11 protein-coding genes are annotated in these 17,288 nt (G+C 61.3%); 8 read left to right on the forward strand and 3 right to left on the reverse strand.

The window, feature by feature from the left end:
- Positions 1-38: 38 nt before the first annotated feature.
- The gene (gene treR, locus AC4PS6_RS28275) at positions 39-743 is read right to left on the reverse strand and encodes a trehalose operon repressor (protein ID WP_020301373.1); all 705 of its coding nucleotides are present in this window, start codon (positions 741-743) and stop codon (positions 39-41) included.
- Between the two features lie 254 nt (positions 744-997).
- Between treR and treP the strand changes: the two genes are divergently transcribed.
- The 5 genes from treP to AC4PS6_RS28300 all read left to right on the forward strand — a co-directional run bounded on the left by treP (position 998) and on the right by AC4PS6_RS28300 (position 8,620).
- Positions 998-2,440 (forward strand): PTS system trehalose-specific EIIBC component, encoded by a 1,443-nt coding sequence (treP, locus tag AC4PS6_RS28280; protein ID WP_103451177.1) that lies wholly within the window; start codon positions 998-1,000, stop codon positions 2,438-2,440.
- 122 nt (positions 2,441-2,562) lie between these two features.
- The gene (treC, locus tag AC4PS6_RS28285; protein ID WP_336827167.1) at positions 2,563-4,209 is read left to right on the forward strand and encodes an alpha,alpha-phosphotrehalase; all 1,647 of its coding nucleotides are present in this window, start codon (positions 2,563-2,565) and stop codon (positions 4,207-4,209) included.
- A gap of 165 nt (positions 4,210-4,374) precedes the next feature.
- Positions 4,375-5,595, forward strand: a complete 1,221-nt coding sequence (locus AC4PS6_RS28290) for a maltoporin (RefSeq protein ID WP_019817230.1) — start codon at positions 4,375-4,377, stop codon at positions 5,593-5,595.
- 209 nt (positions 5,596-5,804) lie between these two features.
- Positions 5,805-8,339, forward strand: coding sequence for a phosphoenolpyruvate--protein phosphotransferase (gene ptsP / locus AC4PS6_RS28295; RefSeq protein WP_336827168.1), 2,535 nt, complete (start codon positions 5,805-5,807; stop codon positions 8,337-8,339).
- 2 nt (positions 8,340-8,341) lie between these two features.
- Complete coding sequence (locus tag AC4PS6_RS28300) at positions 8,342-8,620, forward strand: PTS sugar transporter subunit IIB (RefSeq protein WP_019817232.1); 279 nt, start codon at positions 8,342-8,344, stop codon at positions 8,618-8,620.
- A 136-nt stretch (positions 8,621-8,756) separates the two neighbouring features.
- Here the strand turns inward: AC4PS6_RS28300 and mltF are convergent, their stop codons facing one another.
- On the reverse strand, positions 8,757-10,217 hold the full coding sequence (gene mltF, locus AC4PS6_RS28305; RefSeq protein ID WP_137270788.1) for a membrane-bound lytic murein transglycosylase MltF: 1,461 nt from the start codon (positions 10,215-10,217) through the stop codon (positions 8,757-8,759).
- Between the two features lie 286 nt (positions 10,218-10,503).
- Between mltF and purL the strand changes: the two genes are divergently transcribed.
- From purL to AC4PS6_RS28320, 3 genes are all read left to right on the forward strand, one after another.
- The gene (gene purL, locus AC4PS6_RS28310) at positions 10,504-14,400 is read left to right on the forward strand and encodes a phosphoribosylformylglycinamidine synthase (protein WP_336827169.1); all 3,897 of its coding nucleotides are present in this window, start codon (positions 10,504-10,506) and stop codon (positions 14,398-14,400) included.
- Positions 14,401-14,404: 4 nt separating this feature from the next.
- On the forward strand, positions 14,405-14,716 hold the full coding sequence (locus tag AC4PS6_RS28315) for a YqfO family protein (RefSeq protein WP_014719796.1): 312 nt from the start codon (positions 14,405-14,407) through the stop codon (positions 14,714-14,716).
- Between the two features lie 475 nt (positions 14,717-15,191).
- Positions 15,192-15,461: a DUF6124 family protein gene (locus AC4PS6_RS28320; protein ID WP_020301367.1), complete on the forward strand. Its 270-nt coding sequence runs from the start codon at positions 15,192-15,194 to the stop codon at positions 15,459-15,461.
- Between the two features lie 125 nt (positions 15,462-15,586).
- Here the strand turns inward: AC4PS6_RS28320 and nagE are convergent, their stop codons facing one another.
- Positions 15,587-17,284: an N-acetylglucosamine-specific PTS transporter subunit IIBC gene (gene nagE / locus AC4PS6_RS28325; protein WP_336827170.1), complete on the reverse strand. Its 1,698-nt coding sequence runs from the start codon at positions 17,282-17,284 to the stop codon at positions 15,587-15,589.
- Positions 17,285-17,288: the final 4 nt, after the last annotated feature.

Genomic DNA, 17,288 nt, shown 5'->3' on the forward strand with positions numbered 1-17,288 from the left:
GCTTTTCAAACCGTCAGACCCAAGCCCGCGCGTAGAATTCACCGCCGCGCAATATCCGAAAAGTAAAACTTATCCAGCGTATGCCGCGACTCGGTGTACTCGAACTGCCTCCCGTCCTGCAAAAACGTCTGGTTACTCACCACGATCACATGGCTTTGCCCATCAAGGTCCAGGTGCGCCTGGTCGTCTTTGCTGCGCGGCAGGGCTTCGATGGTGCGCTGTGCGTAGCTGATCTGCAGCTGCAACGTTTGCTCGATAAACGCGTAGATCGACTGCTCGGCAATCGAGTGGTCCAGGCCGGGGATCAGGTCGGCGACGAAGTGGTTGATGTCGAGAATCACGCGTTTGCCACCGATGCGCCGTACGCGTTTGACGCGAGTGATCAGCGTGCCGGGCTCGGCTTCGATGTGTTGCAGCAGGGAACCTTCCAGAGGGATCTGGGTGAATTCGACGACGTCAGTGTGTACGTCATCGCCCAGGTCGGCGTGGGTCTCGTGGAAGCTGACGATACCGCCCAACTGAAACTCGATCGGGTTGGGCGATAGCACGAAGGTGCCCTTGCCATGGATTTTTTGCGCAAAGCCACGCTCCTGCAACTGCTCGATGGCGCGGCGCACGGTGCCACGGCTGGCCTGGTAGGCGTCCATCAGTTCGGTTTCGGAGGGAAGGCGCGTACCGCGTTGCAGGCGCTCGGTGGTGATGCTGGCAAGCAGATCCGTATAGATCTGGTTGTATTTGCTCATGGGATGGCTCTTGCCCGGCGTTATGAAGGTGGACTGCGCGTTCAAGGCAGGAACCATAGTGGCAGAGGTGGGGTTTGTCCATTGGACAGCGGTGCGAGCCGGGGAAAAATCTGACAGAAAGCTCGCAGGCATAAACAAAAATGTAACTCGTACAGACGAGTTGTTGATTTAACTCGTACAGACGAGTACTTTTCCCTCCTCGGCGTGCTGCCAACGACTGCCACCCATAAAAACAATCACAGTGGAAAACGAGCATGAGCCACGACTATTCAACGATTGCCCGCGAGATTCTCGACAACCTCGGGGGCCGCGAAAACCTTGAGCAGGCCGCCCATTGCGTGACCCGCCTGCGCCTGGCGCTCAAGGACCCCAGCCTGGTCAACAGCAGTGCCCTTAACCAGGTCGATCTGGTCAAGGGCTCGTTCTTTACCGGTGGCCTGTTCCAGGTGGTGATCGGCCCCGGCGAAGTGGAAAAGGTCTACGCCGCCCTGCGCGAGTTGACCGGCCTGGCCGCGTCGACCATTGCCGACGTCAAGAAAGCCGGCGGCGACAAGACCAACCCCATGCAGCGTCTGGTGCGGGTGTTCTCCGATGTGTTCATGCCGATCCTGCCCGCGCTGATCATTGCCGGCCTGTTGATGGGCGTGAACAACCTGATGGGCGCCAAGGGCATGTTCATCGAAGGCAAGACGCTGCTGGAGGCCTACCCGAACCTGGATGGTCTGTGGAGCCTGATCAACCTGATGGCCAACACCTCCTTCGTGTTCCTGCCGGCACTGGTGGGCTGGTCGGCGGCCAAGCGGTTCGGCGGCAGTGAAATCCTCGGCATCGTGCTGGGCCTGATGCTGGTGCACCCGGACCTGCTCAACGCCTGGAACTACGGCAAGGCGGTTGCCGGCCTCGACGGCCAGAGCCTGCCGTACTTCGATATCTTCGGCTGGTTCCAGATCGAGAAAGTCGGTTACCAGGGGCAGATCCTGCCGATCCTGATGGCGGCCTTTGTCATGAGCGTGATCGAAAAGTGGCTGCGGGCGCGGGTGCCGAATGCCATTCAACTGCTGGTGGTGCCGATCACCACTATCGTCGTCACCGGCGTGCTGGCCCTGGCGATTATCGGCCCGGTGACCCGTCACCTTGGCATCCTGATCACCGAAGGTTTGGTGACCCTGTTCGAGATCGCCCCGATGATCGGCGGCGCGATTTTCGGCCTGCTCTATGCGCCGCTGGTAATCACCGGCATGCACCACATGTTCCTCGCCGTCGACCTGCAGTTGATCTCCACTCAGGGCGGCACCTTTATCTGGCCGATGATCGTCATGTCCAACCTGGCCCAGGGCAGCGCCGCGCTCGGGGTGTTCTACATGACCCGCAATGCTCGGGACAAAAGCATGGCCTCCACCTCGGCGATTTCCGCTTACTTCGGCATCACGGAGCCGGCGATGTTCGGCGTGAACCTGCGCTTCAAATTTCCGTTCTATGCCGCGCTGCTGGGCTCGGCGCTGGGCAGCATTTTTCTGTCGTTGAACAAGGTGCAGGCCTCGGCCATCGGCGTCGGCGGGTTGCCCGGGTTTATCTCGATCGTGCCGAGCGCGATTCCGATGTTCGTGATCGGCATGGTCGTGGCGATGGTCGTGCCGTTTGCGCTGACGTGCATGTTGAGCATGAAGATCATTCGGCCTGGTTACCGGGTCGCCTGAAGATCGCTATCGCAGGCAAGCCAGCTCCCACAGTGATGTGTGAACACATTCAAGTGTGGGAGCTGGCTTGCCTGCGATGAGGCCGGAAGGGCCAGCACCCAACTCTACTGAAGGAACCCACCATGCAAACCTGGCAACACTCGGTGATCTACCAGATCTACCCCAAAAGCTTCCACAGCCACGCGGGTAACGCCACCGGTGACCTGTTGGGCATCGTGGACAAACTCGACTACCTCAAATGGCTGGGCGTGGATTGCCTGTGGGTCACCCCGTTCCTGCGTTCGCCCCAGCGCGACAACGGCTACGACATCAGCGACTACTACGCCATCGACCCCAGCTACGGCACTATGGCCGACTGCGACCTGCTGATCAGCGAAGCCGCCAAGCGTGGTATCAAGCTGATGCTCGATATCGTGGTCAACCACACCTCCATCGAACACGAATGGTTCCAGCAGGCGCGCAGCAGCCTCGACAATCCCTATCGTGACTTCTACATCTGGCGCGACCAGCCGAACAACTGGGAATCCAAGTTCGGCGGCTCGGCCTGGGAGTACGAAGCGCAGACTGGCCAGTACTACCTGCATCTGTTCGACCATACACAGGCCGACCTCAATTGGGACAACCCCCAGGTGCGCGCCGAAGTGTTCAAGATGATGCGCTTCTGGCGCGACAAAGGCGTGGGCGGCTTCCGCCTGGATGTGATCAACCTGATCTCCAAGCCCGCCGACTTCCCCGAGGACAACAGCGACGGCCGCCGCTTCTATACCGACGGCCCGAACGTGCACCAATACTTGCAGCAAATGCACCGTGAAGTCTTTGAAGGCCATGACCTTATCAACGTGGGCGAGATGTCATCCACCCGCCTGGAACACTGCATTCGCTACTCGAATCCAGCGTCTAAAGAACTGTCGATGACCTTCAACTTCCACCACCTGAAAGTCGATTACCCCAACCTGCAAAAGTGGGTGAAGGCTGACTTCGACTTCCTGCAACTCAAGCAGATTTTCTCCGACTGGCAGATGGGCATGCAGGCCGGCGGCGGCTGGAACGCGTTGTTCTGGTGCAACCACGACCAGCCACGGGTGGTCTCGCGCTTTGGTGACGACGGCCAATACCGCGTGGTCTCGGCCAAGATGCTTGCCACGGCGCTGCACTTTTTGCAGGGCACGCCGTATGTGTATCAGGGCGAAGAGTTGGGTATGACCAATCCAGGCTTCGACAGCATCTCGCAATACCGCGATGTGGAAACCCTGAACATCTTCCGGCTCAAGCGCGACGCGGGAGAGTCCGAAGCCTCGAGCATGGCGGCGATCATGCAGAAGTCCCGCGATAACGGGCGTACGCCCATGCAGTGGAGCACCGAAGCGAACGCGGGGTTCAGCCGCGGTGAACCCTGGATCGGCATTCCCGCGAATGCTGCGCAGATCAACGTCGCAAGCCAGGTGGATGACACGGATTCGGTGCTGCATCACTACCGCAGGCTGATCGATCTGCGCCGTCGCGAACCGCTGATACAGCAAGGCGTTTACCGCCCGATGCTGCAAGACCATCTCCAGGTCTGGGCGTACCTGCGTGAAGGCCACGGCGAGCGCCTTTTGGTACTCAACAACTTCTATGGATCGCCATGCGAGATCCAGCTGCCAGAAGGCGTGATCAACGCCGAGAGCGAGCAACGCCTGTTGATCAGCAACTACCCCGACTGCCCCCTGCGCACGAGCACTGTGCTGTTACGTCCTTATGAATCCTTCGTGCTGCACCTGACTGATTGAAACACCCCCTGTAGGAGCGAGCTTGCTCGCGAAGATCGTCAACGAAAACGCGCCCCTCCAAGTGTTGCGTGGAGGCAGGAAGTTTTTCGCGAGCAAGCTCGCTCCTACAGGGATCGCGTCATGCAAGACAGTAAGAAAAAACAATAAAAATAGAAGGAGCGTTTCATGAAAACAACAATAAAGCTGGGCCTTATTGCCTCCTGCCTCACGGTGCCTTTTGGCGCGCAAGCCCTGGAGTTTGCCGGGTATTTGCGCAGCGGCGTGGGCACGTCAACGGGCAGCGGCAAGCAGCAATGTTTCCAACTGCCGGGTGCGCAAACCAAATACCGCCTGGGTAACGAATGCGAGCAGTACGCCGAGCTGGAACTGCGTCAGGATTTGCTGACCCTCGACGACGGTTCTGTGTTCAGCGTCGATGCCATGGCGTCCCTCTACAACCGGTACGACCGCGCCCTGAAGTTCCAGGGTGAAAACAACGGCTCGGCGCGCATGCCGCAGATGTATGCGCAATGGTCCAACCTGCCCAGTCTCAATGGCGGTTCGCTGTGGGCCGGGCGGCGTTACTACAAACGTAACGACATCCATATTTCCGACTTCTACTACTGGAACCAGAGCGCCACCGGCGGTGGGATCGAGGACGTGTTGATCGGCGGCTTGAAATACAGCTACGCCCTGTCGCGCAAGGACAACCTGTACCAGAAGGAATACGCCACCCGTCACGACTTCAACGTCGCAGGTTTCAAGACCAACCCCGGTGGCGAGCTGGAACTTGGCTTGAGCTACATCGCCAAGGCCGGTGGGCGTGACACCAACAGTGGCTGGGCGCTGACGGCGCAGCATGTACAAGCGGCCTTCCTGGGCGGCAAGAACAAGTTTGCCCTGCAGTACGGCGAAGGCCCTGGCACCGGCCTGGGTTACACCGGCAATACCACGTTGGACAAAAGCAGCAAAAGTTACCGCGCCGTGGAGTTCTTTGATTGGCAGGTGACACCGCGTTTCGGTGGACAAGTTGAAGCTGTGTACCAGAAAGATGTGCGCCCTGGGCGTCAGGATCAGAACTGGATGTCCCTGGGTGTACGCCCGGCGTATGCGCTCAGCGAGCAATTCAAACTGGTCACTGAGCTGGGGCACGATCAGGTCGAGGCCACCGGCGGTACGCGCAAATTGAGCAAATTTACCTTCGCCCCGACCTGGTCGCCCAAAGGCCCTGAGTTCTGGGCGCGGCCGGAAGTAAGGCTGTATTACACCTATGCGTCCTGGAATAAAGCGGCCAAGCGTGCGGCCAATGAGCTGGCGGCGGGCTCGGCTTTGTCCGACACCGGCGCCTATGGCACGGCGCGGCATGGGTCGAACGTCGGTGTGCAGGTCGAATATTGGTGGAAGTAATCCGCGCTTGTGTGGGAGCGGGCTTGCTGTGGCGAGGGAGCTTGCTCCCGCTCGACTGCGCAGCAGTCGCAGGCTTTTGGGGGCGCTTCGCACCCCAGCGCAAGCAAGCTTGCTCGCCACAGCAAGCCCGCTCCCACCTTTGATCTTCGTCATCCTCAACCTTGCATCGACTCAATGATTTTTAAAGAACAACACAAACAGGTGAAGTCATGACCACATCTCAACCCCTGGAACTGCTGGCACCCTTGTCCGGGGTTTTGCTGGCGCTGGATCAGGTCCCCGACCCGGTATTTTCCGGCCGCGTGATTGGCGATGGCCTGTGCATCGACCCCACTTCGCAGACCCTCTGCGCGCCGTTGGCCGGGGTGGTCAGCAACATTCAGGACAGCGGCCACGCCGTCAGCGTCACCGCCGATAACGGTGTGCAGATATTGCTGCATATTGGCCTGGACACGGTGAACCTGGCGGGCCAGGGCTTCACCCGGCTGGTCGAGGAGGGCCAGCGGGTGGAGGCCGGGCAGCCGCTGATCGAATTCGATGCCGACTATGTGGCGCTCAATGCACGTAGCCTGCTGACGTTGATGCTCATTGTAAGCGGCGAGCCGTTTGTGCCGTTGGTGGCCGGTCAGGCGCTGGTCGAGTCCGGCCAGCCACTGTTGCAGGTCTCACCGGGGCAGATACCCGCAGAGGTGGACGAGGAGGAGGGCAATGCGCTGTTCTCCAAGCCAGTAACCCTGCCCAACGCCAGCGGCTTGCACGCCCGCCCTGCGGCGGTGTTTGCTCAGGCGGCGAAGGGGTTCAGTTCAAGCATATTTCTGCACAAGCAAACCCTGAGCGCGAATGCCAAGTCGCTTGTGGCGATCATGGCGCTGCAGACCTCCCAGGGCGACAGCGTGCAAGTGAGCGCGGCGGGGGAAGATGCCGAGGCGGCGATCCAGGCGCTGGTGGCGTTGTTGCTCGACGGCTGTGGCGAGACGCTGCCGGTAGCCGTCGAGAAAATCAGCAAGCCCGCTGCGTCGGCGTCTTCGGCGTCCGTGTTGCGAGGCGTCTGTGCGTCGCCGGGCTCGGCGTTCGGCCAGGTGGTCCAGGTGGCTGAACCGACGCTCGACATTCCCGAAGCCGGTGCGGGAGAAACCTTCGAACGTACCGCATTGGCCCGTGGCCTGCGGGCGGCAAACGAGGCGCTGCAAGCGTTGCAGGCCAAGGCGGCCGGCAGCGCCCAGGCCGAGATTTTCCGCGCCCACCAGGAACTGCTCGAAGACCCGACCCTGCTTGAACAAGCTCATAGCCTGCTGGCCGAAGGCAAGAGCGCGGCCTTTGCCTGGAATACGGCCACGGTGGCGACCGCCAGGCTCTTCGAAGGCTTGGGTAAAACGCTGCTGGCTGAGCGTGCGGCGGATTTGGCCGACGTCGGCCAGCGCGTGCTCAAGTTGATCCTGGGGGTGCCGGAGCGTTCCATGGAGCTGCCGGAGTGCGCCATTCTGGTCGCCGAACAACTGACCCCCTCACAAACCGCCGGCCTGGATACCAGCAAAGTGCTGGGCTTCGTCACGGTCGCCGGTGGGGCTACCAGCCACGTGGCCATCCTCGCCCGGGCCCTCGGCCTGCCATCCCTTTGCGGTGTACCCAGTCAAGTATTGGCCTTGGCCAACGGCAAGCGGGTACTGCTCAATGCCGATAAAGGCGAGCTGCAGCTGGAGCCGAATCTGGCTGAAATCGAGCAACTGCAGGCGGTTCGTCAACAGCAAAAGCTACGGCTGCAGCGTGAAGTGGCACAGGCCTCACAGGCGGCGGTCACCCGCGACGGTCACCACATCGAGGTCACAGCCAACGTCGCCTCATTGCAGGAAGTGGAACAGTCACTGACCCTGGGCGCTGAAGGCGTGGGTCTGCTGCGTTCGGAGTTCCTCTACCTGGAACGCAACCGTGCCCCGAGCGCAGAGGAGCAGGCCGACACCTACAGCGCCATCGCCCGCGCCCTCGGCACCGAGCGCAATCTGGTGGTGCGTACCCTGGATGTGGGCGGCGATAAACCCTTGGCCTATGTACCGATGGAAAGCGAGACCAACCCATTCCTTGGCCTGCGCGGGATCCGCCTGTGCCTGGAACGTCCCGAACTGTTGCGTGAACAGTTGCGTGCGATTCTTGCCAGTGCAGGCTTGGCGCGGCTGCATATCATGTTGCCAATGGTCAGCCTGCTGTCGGAGCTGCATCTGGCGCGCAAAATGCTCGAAGAGGAAGCGCAGACGCTTGGCCTGAGTGAACTCCCCAAGCTGGGCATCATGATCGAAGTGCCGAGTGCGGCGTTGATGGCGGATGTGTTTGCGCCCCATGTGGATTTCTTCTCCATCGGCACCAACGACCTCACCCAATACACCCTGGCCATGGACCGCGATCACCCGCGCCTGGCCAGCCAGGCCGACAGTTTTCATCCGGCGGTGCTGCGGCTGATCGACATCACTGTCAAGGCGGCCCATGCCCACGGCAAGTGGGTGGGCGTATGTGGTGCGCTGGCATCCGAAACCCTGGCGGTGCCGGTGTTGATCGGCCTGGGCGTGGATGAGCTGTCGGTCAGCGTGCCGCTGATCCCCACCATCAAGGCCACCGTGCGCGAGTTGGACCTGCACGACTGCCAGATCATTGCCCGCCAAGTGCTGGGCCTGGAAGAAGCCGACCAAGTGCGCGAGGCCCTGCGCCTGTACCACGCGGCCACCGTTGAAACCTCACCTGTCATGGAGCACTGAGCATGTTCGAGAAATTGCAGCGGGCGTTCTGGAAAGCCCTGACGCCTGATTTGGTGGCCGAGACGGTCACGCCGACGACGCCGAGCCTGTTGTCGGCCGATGTGGTGAGTGCATTGGGCGGGGAGGGGAACGTCACGTCACAGCAGCGCGTGGCACTCACGCGGGTGCGCGTGCAATTGCGCGAGGCGGGGCGTTTGGATGAGTCGGCGTTGAAGGCCGCGGGTATACCCGCCGTGATGGTACTGCCGGGCGGCGTGCTCCACCTGCTCACCAGCCTATAAGGCGACGATGATCAAATGTGGGAGCCGGGCTTGCCCGCGATAGCGGTGTGTCAGGCGCCGAATACCTTGACTGTCAGGCCGCCATCGCGGGCAAGCCCGGCTCCCACAGAGATTTGCTGTGTGCGGGCTGTCGTGATCAGAGTTGCGGGCTGTCTTGCGGTGGCTTGGTCTTGTCCACGCCCGGCACATGCAGGTTGCCTTCCACCACCTGGTTACCCTCCAGCTGCGGCTGGGTCACCCAGGTGAGGATGTCGTAGTAACGCCGGATGTTCGCCACAAAATGCACCGGCTCGCCGCCGCGGGCGTAGCCGTAGCGGGTCTTGCTGTACCACTGCTTCTGCGACAGGCGTGGCAGCATCTTCTTCACGTCCAGCCACTTGTTCGGGTTCAGGCCTTCTTTTTTCGCCAGGATGCGTGCGTCGTCCAGGTGACCGGTGCCCACGTTATAGGCGGCGAGGGCGAACCAGGTGCGGTCGGGCTCGGCGATCTTGTCGTCCAGCTCATCCTTGATTCTGGCCAGGTACTTGGCGCCGCCCATGATGCTCTGCTTGGGGTCCAGGCGGTTGGACACGCCCATGGCTTGCGCGGTGTTCTGGGTCAGCATCATCAGGCCGCGCACGCCGGTCTTGGAGGTGACCGTGGGTTGCCACAGCGATTCCTGATAACCAATGGCTGCCAACAACCGCCAATCGACTTTCTCGGCCTTGGCATAGGCGCGAAAGTGTTTCTCGTACTTGGGCAGGCGCTGTTGCAGGTGCTGGGCAAAGGTATAGGCGCCGACATAGCCGAGTACATCGACGTGCCCGTAGTAGCGGTCCTTCAGGCGTTGCAGGGTGCCATTCTTCTCGACCTTGTCCAGGTAACTGTTGATCTCGTTGAGCAGGCTGTTGTCGTCGCCTGCTGCCACGGCCCAGCTTTGATTGCTGGCATTGCCGAGGTCGAAGGCCACGCGCACGTTGGGGAAGTACACCTGGTTCATGGCCACTTCGTTGGAGTCCACCAGGGTCAGGTCGATTTGCCCTTCGTCGACCATGCGCAGCAAATCCACCACCTCAACGGCATCGGATTCTTCGTATTCAATCGCCGGGTTCTGTTTTTTCAGCGCCGCCAGTTGTTCAGCGTGGGTGCTGCCCTTGAGCACCATGATCTTCTTGCCCACCAGGTCGGCGGCATTGGTGGGACGCGATTGGCCGTTGCGGTAGATAATCTGTGGGGTGACTTCAAGGTACGGGTGGGAGAAGCGCACCTGCTGCTGGCGCTGGTCGCTGCTCACCAGGCCGGCGGCGGCGAGTACCGGGCCATTGGGTTTGCCCAGCCGGCTGAACAGGTCGTCGAGGTTGTCGGCCGTCTCGATTTCCAACTTCACCCCCAGGTCGTCGGCAAAGCGCTTGACCAGTTCGTATTCGAAGCCGGTCTCACCGTTGCGATCCTGGAAATACGTAGCGGGACTGTTGCGAGTGACCACCCGCAATACGCCATCCTCCTTGATTCGCTCCAGTGTGCTGGGTTTATCAACACAGGCACTGAGCATCAGGAAGAGCAAGGTGGCGATGAGCCATTTGACGCATCGCAGGCGCGAAACAGTTGGGAAGAACATCTGCGCAGTATACGCAAACGGCTCACGGCGCCATATCTCGACAGCGGCGCACTTGTCTGCTAGCCAGCGTAAAACTGTGCTGCAGCCCGCAGAAACGGGGCTTGGCGAGCGATTGTGACGGTTAAAATAACTGCGCCCAATACCCTGGATAACGCCGTGATCGCAGGCAAAGCGTGCCAACTGACGTTCGGCGGCGGCCACCGGTAGCGTTTCGGGTGCCGTTGGCGAAGGTTTACGCTAGAATGCACGGCCTCAAAGCACACCCCTTCCCGAGGCTGTCCCGAAGATGTTGATCCTGCGCGGCGCTCCTGCCCTTTCTGCCTTTCGCCACAGCAAACTCCTTGAGCAACTGAGCCAGAAGGTTCCAGCTGTTACAGGCCTGTACGCTGAATTTGCTCACTTCGCCGACGTAACCGGCGTCTTGACCGCCGACGAACAGCAAGTGCTGGCACGCCTTCTGAAGTACGGCCCAAGCGTTCCCGTTCAAGAGCCGACTGGCCGCTTGTTCCTGGTTCTGCCACGGTTCGGCACCATCTCGCCCTGGTCGAGCAAGGCCAGCGACATCGCCCGCAACTGCGGCCTGGATAAAATCCAGCGCCTGGAGCGTGGGATCGCCTTCTACGTCGCCGGGCAGTTCAGCGACGCCGAGGCCGAGCTGATCGCCAGCAGCCTGCACGACCGCATGACCCAGATCATCGTCAGCCAGCTGGAACAGGCTGCCGGCCTGTTCAGCCATGCCGAGCCGAAGCCGCTGACCGCGATTGACGTGCTCGGCGGCGGCCGCGCCGCCCTCGAGAAGGCCAACACCGAGCTGGGCCTGGCCCTGGCCGAAGACGAGATCGACTATCTGGTCAACGCCTTCACCGGCTTGAAGCGCAACCCCCACGACATCGAACTGATGATGTTCGCCCAGGCCAACTCCGAGCACTGCCGTCACAAGATCTTCAACGCCAGTTGGGACATCGACGGCCAAAGCCATGAAAAAAGCCTGTTCGGCATGATCAAGAACACCTACGTGATGCACAGCGAAGGCGTTCTGTCGGCTTATAAGGACAACGCCTCGGTCATCGTCGGCTCCGTCGCCGGTCGCTTCTTCCCGGACCCGGAAACCCGCCAGTACGGCGCGGTGCAGGAGCCGGTGCACATCCTGATGAAGGTTGAAACCCACAACCACCCGACCGCGATTGCCCCGTTCCCGGGCGCAGCCACCGGTTCAGGTGGCGAAATCCGTGACGAAGGCGCCACCGGCCGTGGTGCCAAGCCCAAGGCGGGCCTCACCGGTTTCACCGTGTCCAACCTGCAGATCCCGGGCTTTGAACAGCCGTGGGAAGTGCCGTATGGCAAGCCTGAGCGCATCGTCACGGCGCTGGACATCATGATCGAAGGCCCGCTGGGCGGCGCCGCGTTCAACAACGAATTCGGGCGACCAGCGCTCACCGGCTACTTCCGGACCTTCGAGCAGTCCATCACCACCCCGCGTGGCGATGAAGTGCGCGGCTACCACAAGCCGATCATGTTGGCCGGCGGCATGGGCAACATCCGTGAAGAACACGTCAAGAAAGGCGAGATTCTGGTCGGCTCCAAGCTGATCGTGCTCGGCGGCCCGGCGATGCTGATCGGCCTGGGCGGCGGTGCGGCCTCTTCCATGGCCACCGGCACCAGCTCGGCAGATCTGGACTTTGCTTCCGTACAGCGCGAAAACCCTGAGATGGAACGCCGTTGCCAGGAAGTCATCGACCGTTGCTGGCAGTTGGGTGACAAGAACCCGATCAGCTTCATCCACGACGTCGGCGCTGGCGGTTTGTCCAACGCCTTCCCGGAACTGGTCAACGATGGCGACCGTGGTGGCCGTTTCGAGCTGCGCAACATTCCAAACGACGAGCCGGGCATGGCCCCGCACGAAATCTGGAGTAACGAATCCCAGGAACGCTACGTACTGGCCGTCGGTCCTGAAGACTTCGCACGCTTCCAGGCCATCTGCGAACGCGAGCGTTGCCCGTTTGCCGTGGTCGGCGAAGCCACTGCCGAGCCGCAACTGACCGTCACCGACAGCCACTTCGGCAACAGCCCCGTGGACATGCCGTTGGAAGTGCTGCTGGGCAAGGCCCCGCGCATGCACCGTTCGGCCAACCGTGAAGCTGAACTGGGCGATGATTTCGACCCAAGCACGCTGGACCTGGCCAACAGCATCGAACGCGTGCTGCACCATCCGGCCGTGGCGAGCAAAAGCTTCCTGATCACCATCGGCGACCGCACCATCACCGGCCTGGTTGCCCGTGACCAAATGGTCGGCCCATGGCAGGTGCCGGTGGCCGACGTTGCCGTCACCGCCACCAGCTTCGACGTGTACACCGGTGAAGCCATGGCCATGGGCGAGCGCACGCCGCTGGCCCTGCTGGACGCTCCGGCGTCGGGCCGCATGGCCATTGGTGAAACCCTCACCAACATCGCTGCCTCGCGTATCGGCAAGCTGTCCGACATCAAACTGTCGGCCAACTGGATGTCCGCTGCCGGCCACCCGGGTGAAGATGCGCGCCTGTACGACACGGTTAAAGCCGTCGGCATGGAGCTGTGCCCGGAACTGGGTATCACCATTCCGGTGGGCAAGGACTCCATGTCCATGGCCACCCGTTGGAACGAAGACGGCACCGACAAGAGCGTCACGTCGCCGCTGTCGTTGATCGTTACCGGTTTCGCGCCGGTCACCGACATCCGCCAGACCCTGACCCCGCAACTGCGCATGGACAAGGGCACCACCGACCTGATCCTGATCGACCTGGGCCGTGGCCAGAACCGCATGGGCGCCTCGATCCTGGCGCAAACCCACGGCAAGCTCGGCAAGCAGGCCCCGGACGTCGACGACGCCGAAGACCTCAAGGCCTTCTTCGCCGTGATCCAGGGCCTGAACGCCGACGGCCACCTGTTGGCTTACCACGACCGTTCCGACGGTGGTTTGCTGACCAGCGTTGTCGAAATGGCCTTCGCCGGTCACTGCGGCTTGAACATCGTGCTCGACAGCGTTGCCGAGGATGCTGCCGAAATCAACGGCATCCTGTTCAACGAAGAGTTGGGTGCGGTGATCCAGGTGCGCCAGGACGCTACCCCAGACGTGCTCGCGCAGTTCAGCGCCGCTGGCCTGGCCGAGTGCGTGGCGGTGATTGGCCAGCCGATCAACAACGGCGAAGTCAATATCTCCTTCAACGGCGACACGGTCTTTACCGGTCAGCGTCGTTTGCTGCAACGCCAGTGGGCCGAGACCAGCTATCAGATCCAGCGTCTGCGCGACAACGCCGACTGCGCCGAGCAGGAATTCGACGTGATCCTGGAAGAAGACAACCCGGGCCTGAGCACCATGCTCAGCTTCGACGTCAACCAGGACATCGCCGCGCCTTACATCAAGAAGGGCATTCGCCCACAGGTTGCCGTACTGCGTGAGCAAGGCGTCAACGGTCAGGTGGAAATGGCGGCGGCGTTCGACCGCGCCGGCTTCAATGCGATCGACGTGCACATGAGCGATATCCTCGCTGGTCGCGTTGACCTCAATGAGTTCAAAGGCCTGGTGGCCTGCGGTGGTTTCTCCTACGGCGACGTGCTGGGTGCCGGTGAAGGCTGGGCCAAGTCGGCCCTGTTCAACAGCCGTGCCCGCGATGCGTTCCAGGGCTTCTTCGAACGCAACGACAGCTTCACCCTGGGTGTGTGCAACGGTTGCCAGATGATGTCCAACCTCAGCGAACTGATCCCGGGCAGCGAGTTCTGGCCGCACTTTGTGCGTAACCGTTCCGAGCAGTTCGAAGCCCGTGTCGCCATGGTGCAGGTGCAGGAGTCCAACTCGATCTTCCTGCAGGGCATGGCCGGTTCGCGTATGCCAATCGCCATCGCCCACGGTGAAGGCCACGCCGAATTCAGCAGCGAAGAAGCGCTGCTTGAAGCCGACCTGTCCGGCACCGTGGCCCTGCGTTTCGTCGACAACCACGGCAAGGTCACCGAGAGCTACCCGGCCAACCCGAACGGCTCGCCGCGCGGGATCACCGGCCTTACCAGCCGCGACGGCCGCGTGACCATCATGATGCCGCACCCGGAGCGCGTGTTCCGCGCCGTGCAGAACTCGTGGCGCCCGGAAGAGTGGAACGAAGACGGCGCCTGGATGCGCATGTTCCGCAACGCTCGCGTGTGGGTGAACTAAGGCCGTGTACAAGCTCGCCTTCTTCGTACCCGACAGCCATGTAGAGACGGTGAAAACCGCCGTCTTCGCAGCCGGCGGCGGGCGCATCGGCGACTACGACAGCTGCGCCTGGCAAGTGCTGGGCCAGGGCCAATTCCGCGCGTTGGACGGCAGCCAGCCGTTTATCGGGCAGGTCGGCCAGGTTGAAGTGGTTGAAGAGTGGAAGGTTGAGCTGGTGGTGGCGGATGAGTTGATTGCGGCTGTCGTGGCTGCTTTGAAACTCAGTCACCCGTATGAGACACCGGCGTATGAGGTGTGGCAGTTGGCGGATTTTTGATCGGCTGGCTGCATAAACAAGAAACCCGCTGGGCCAGTTTGGTCAGCGGGTTTTTTGTTGGCTGTGAAGGCCTCATCGCGGGCAAGCCCGGCTCCCACAGTTTGATCGTGTTGTCCTGTCATGCATCAACCCACTGTGGGAGCTGGCTTGCCTGCGATGGCGCCGGTGCAGGCGCCTCAGAACTTTCCGACAAGCCTTTCAGGTTGTCCCTCGGAACGGGTACCACTAACCTTCGTCAGTCGCTGCCAATTCAGCGACCGGGACTGCAAGCCCGCCGAAACCTCACCAGTTAGTCACAAGCGCCTTTATAATTGCGGCGCTTTTTCATGGTCGCCATTTATGGCGGCTGTGTGCGGGAGACCTTCGGGTCTACCGAGACTTGCTGGTGATTCTCGGTCTTGCAGGCCCGCACACAGCTGCCACCCATCATCTGCAAGTGATGCTGGTAGTTCTTACTTCACACCAGAGGTTTACCATGATCAAAGACAGCCCAAATCCCCCATCTGATTCCCAGCCCACCGACCAAATCTTCACCATCCTAACCAACCTGAACAGCGAAACCCTGCTCGCCAACGCCTCCCAAGACCTGGCATCCGTGCAGGCACTGGCGGGTCAACTGGCTTTTGATGTCGACGGCCCCCTGCGTGATGCAGTGCTGGGGATTCATCGGATGGTGGAAGGGATCCAGTTGATGGTGGATCGGGTGCTGGATCTTCACGAAGTGTCAGCAGCCACGGCTAACTGATCGTAACTGATCGTTCCCACGCTCCGCGTGGGAATGCATCCTGTGACGCTCAGCGTCACCCTTGCGCAGGGCGTGACGCAGAGCGTCCGGGGCGGCATTCCCACGCAGAGCGTGGGAACGATCGGTCAGGCGTTGATAGGGCGGGTAACCAACCGCTCCAAAGCCTCACCCAAACCTAAAGCCTTGTCACCAATCAACAAGTGCCAAACCCCGCTATCCAGCTGGCTCACACCCTTGCAACCCAGCGCAGTGAGGTCCGCTTCAGACAGCACCGAATCATCCCCCAACTCCACCCGCAACCGGGTCATCGCTACCGCTTCCAGTTGGCGCACATTCTCTCGGCCACCCAGGGCATTCAGCCACTTTTCGGCCTCGTGTACATTCACCGCCACCGGCTTATCCACAGGCGCAACCGCTACAGGCGTTGCGGCAACAAACCCCGGCATCGCCAAGCGAATCTCATCAGCAATGCTATCGGCCATCGGCCCAACCACCACCTGCAAACTGCCGCCGTTACCCGGGCGCACTACAGCCATGGCACCCAGCGCTTTCAGTTCAGCATCCACCGCCTTGTTGCGATCCACCATGTCCAAGCGCAGGCGCGTAGTGCAAGCGCCGACACTGAGCAGGTTCTGCGCACCACCCAACGCCTGGATATAAGCCGTCGCACGCTGGTTATCACTCATCGCTTCGGCCTGCACCACCTGGATATCTTCACGCCCCGGTGTCTTCAGGTTGAAGCGGCGGATGCAGTAGCTGAACACCGTGTAGTAGATCACCGAGTAGGCCAGGCCCACCGGTACCACCAGCCAGCCATTGGTGGACTTGCCCCAGCCCAGCACCATGTCGATAAAACCACCGGAGAAGGTAAAGCCGAGGTGGATATTCAGCATATTGGTCACGGCCATCGACAGGCCGGTCAGCAGCGCATGCAGTAAGTAGAGGAACGGTGCGAGGAACATGAAGGCGAATTCAATCGGCTCGGTCACCCCGGTCAGGAACGAGGTCAGCGCCATCGACAGGAAGATCCCGCCCATGACCTTGCGCCGCTCCGGCAACGCGTTGCGGTACATCGCCAGGCACGCCGCCGGCAGGCCGAACAGCATCACCGGGAACATACCGGTCATGAACTGGCCGCCTTTCGGGTCGCCGGCGAAGTAGCGGGTCAGGTCGCCGGTCACCACCGCGCCGGTTGTCGGGTCGGTAAACGTGCCGAACACGAACCACGCCATATTGTTGAGGATGTGGTGCAAACCAGTGACGATCAGCAGGCGGTTGAATACGCCGAATACGAACGCACCCAGACTGCCGCTTTCCATCAGCAATACGCCGAAGCTGTTGATGCCGTGCTGGATCGGCGGCCAGATCAGGCCAAAGATTACGCCCAGGCCCACCGCCGAAAAGCCGGTGGCAATCGGTACAAAGCGTCGTCCGCCAAAGAACGCCAGGTACTCCGGCAGCTTGATGTCTTTGAAGCGGTTATACAGCGCGCCCGCCATCAGGCCGCTGGCGATACCGGCGAGCATGCCCATGTTGATGGACGTGTCCATCACCTTGAGTGTGGAGATCATCACCAGGTAGCCAATCGCCCCGGCCAGGCCGGCGGTGCCGTTGTTGTCGCGAGCAAAACCCACGGCAATGCCGATGGCGAAGATCAGCGCCAGGTTGGCGAAGATCGCCTGCCCGGCATCGTGCATCACCGCGATGTTGAGCAAGTCGGTGTCGCCCAGGCGCAGCAGCAAGCCGGCGATTGGCAGGATCGCAATCGGCAGCATCAGTGCGCGGCCCAGGCGTTGCAGGCCTTCGATAAAGTGTTGGTACATGGCG

The sequence above is a fragment of the Pseudomonas sp. DW-iso17 genome, from assembly GCF_058725345.1.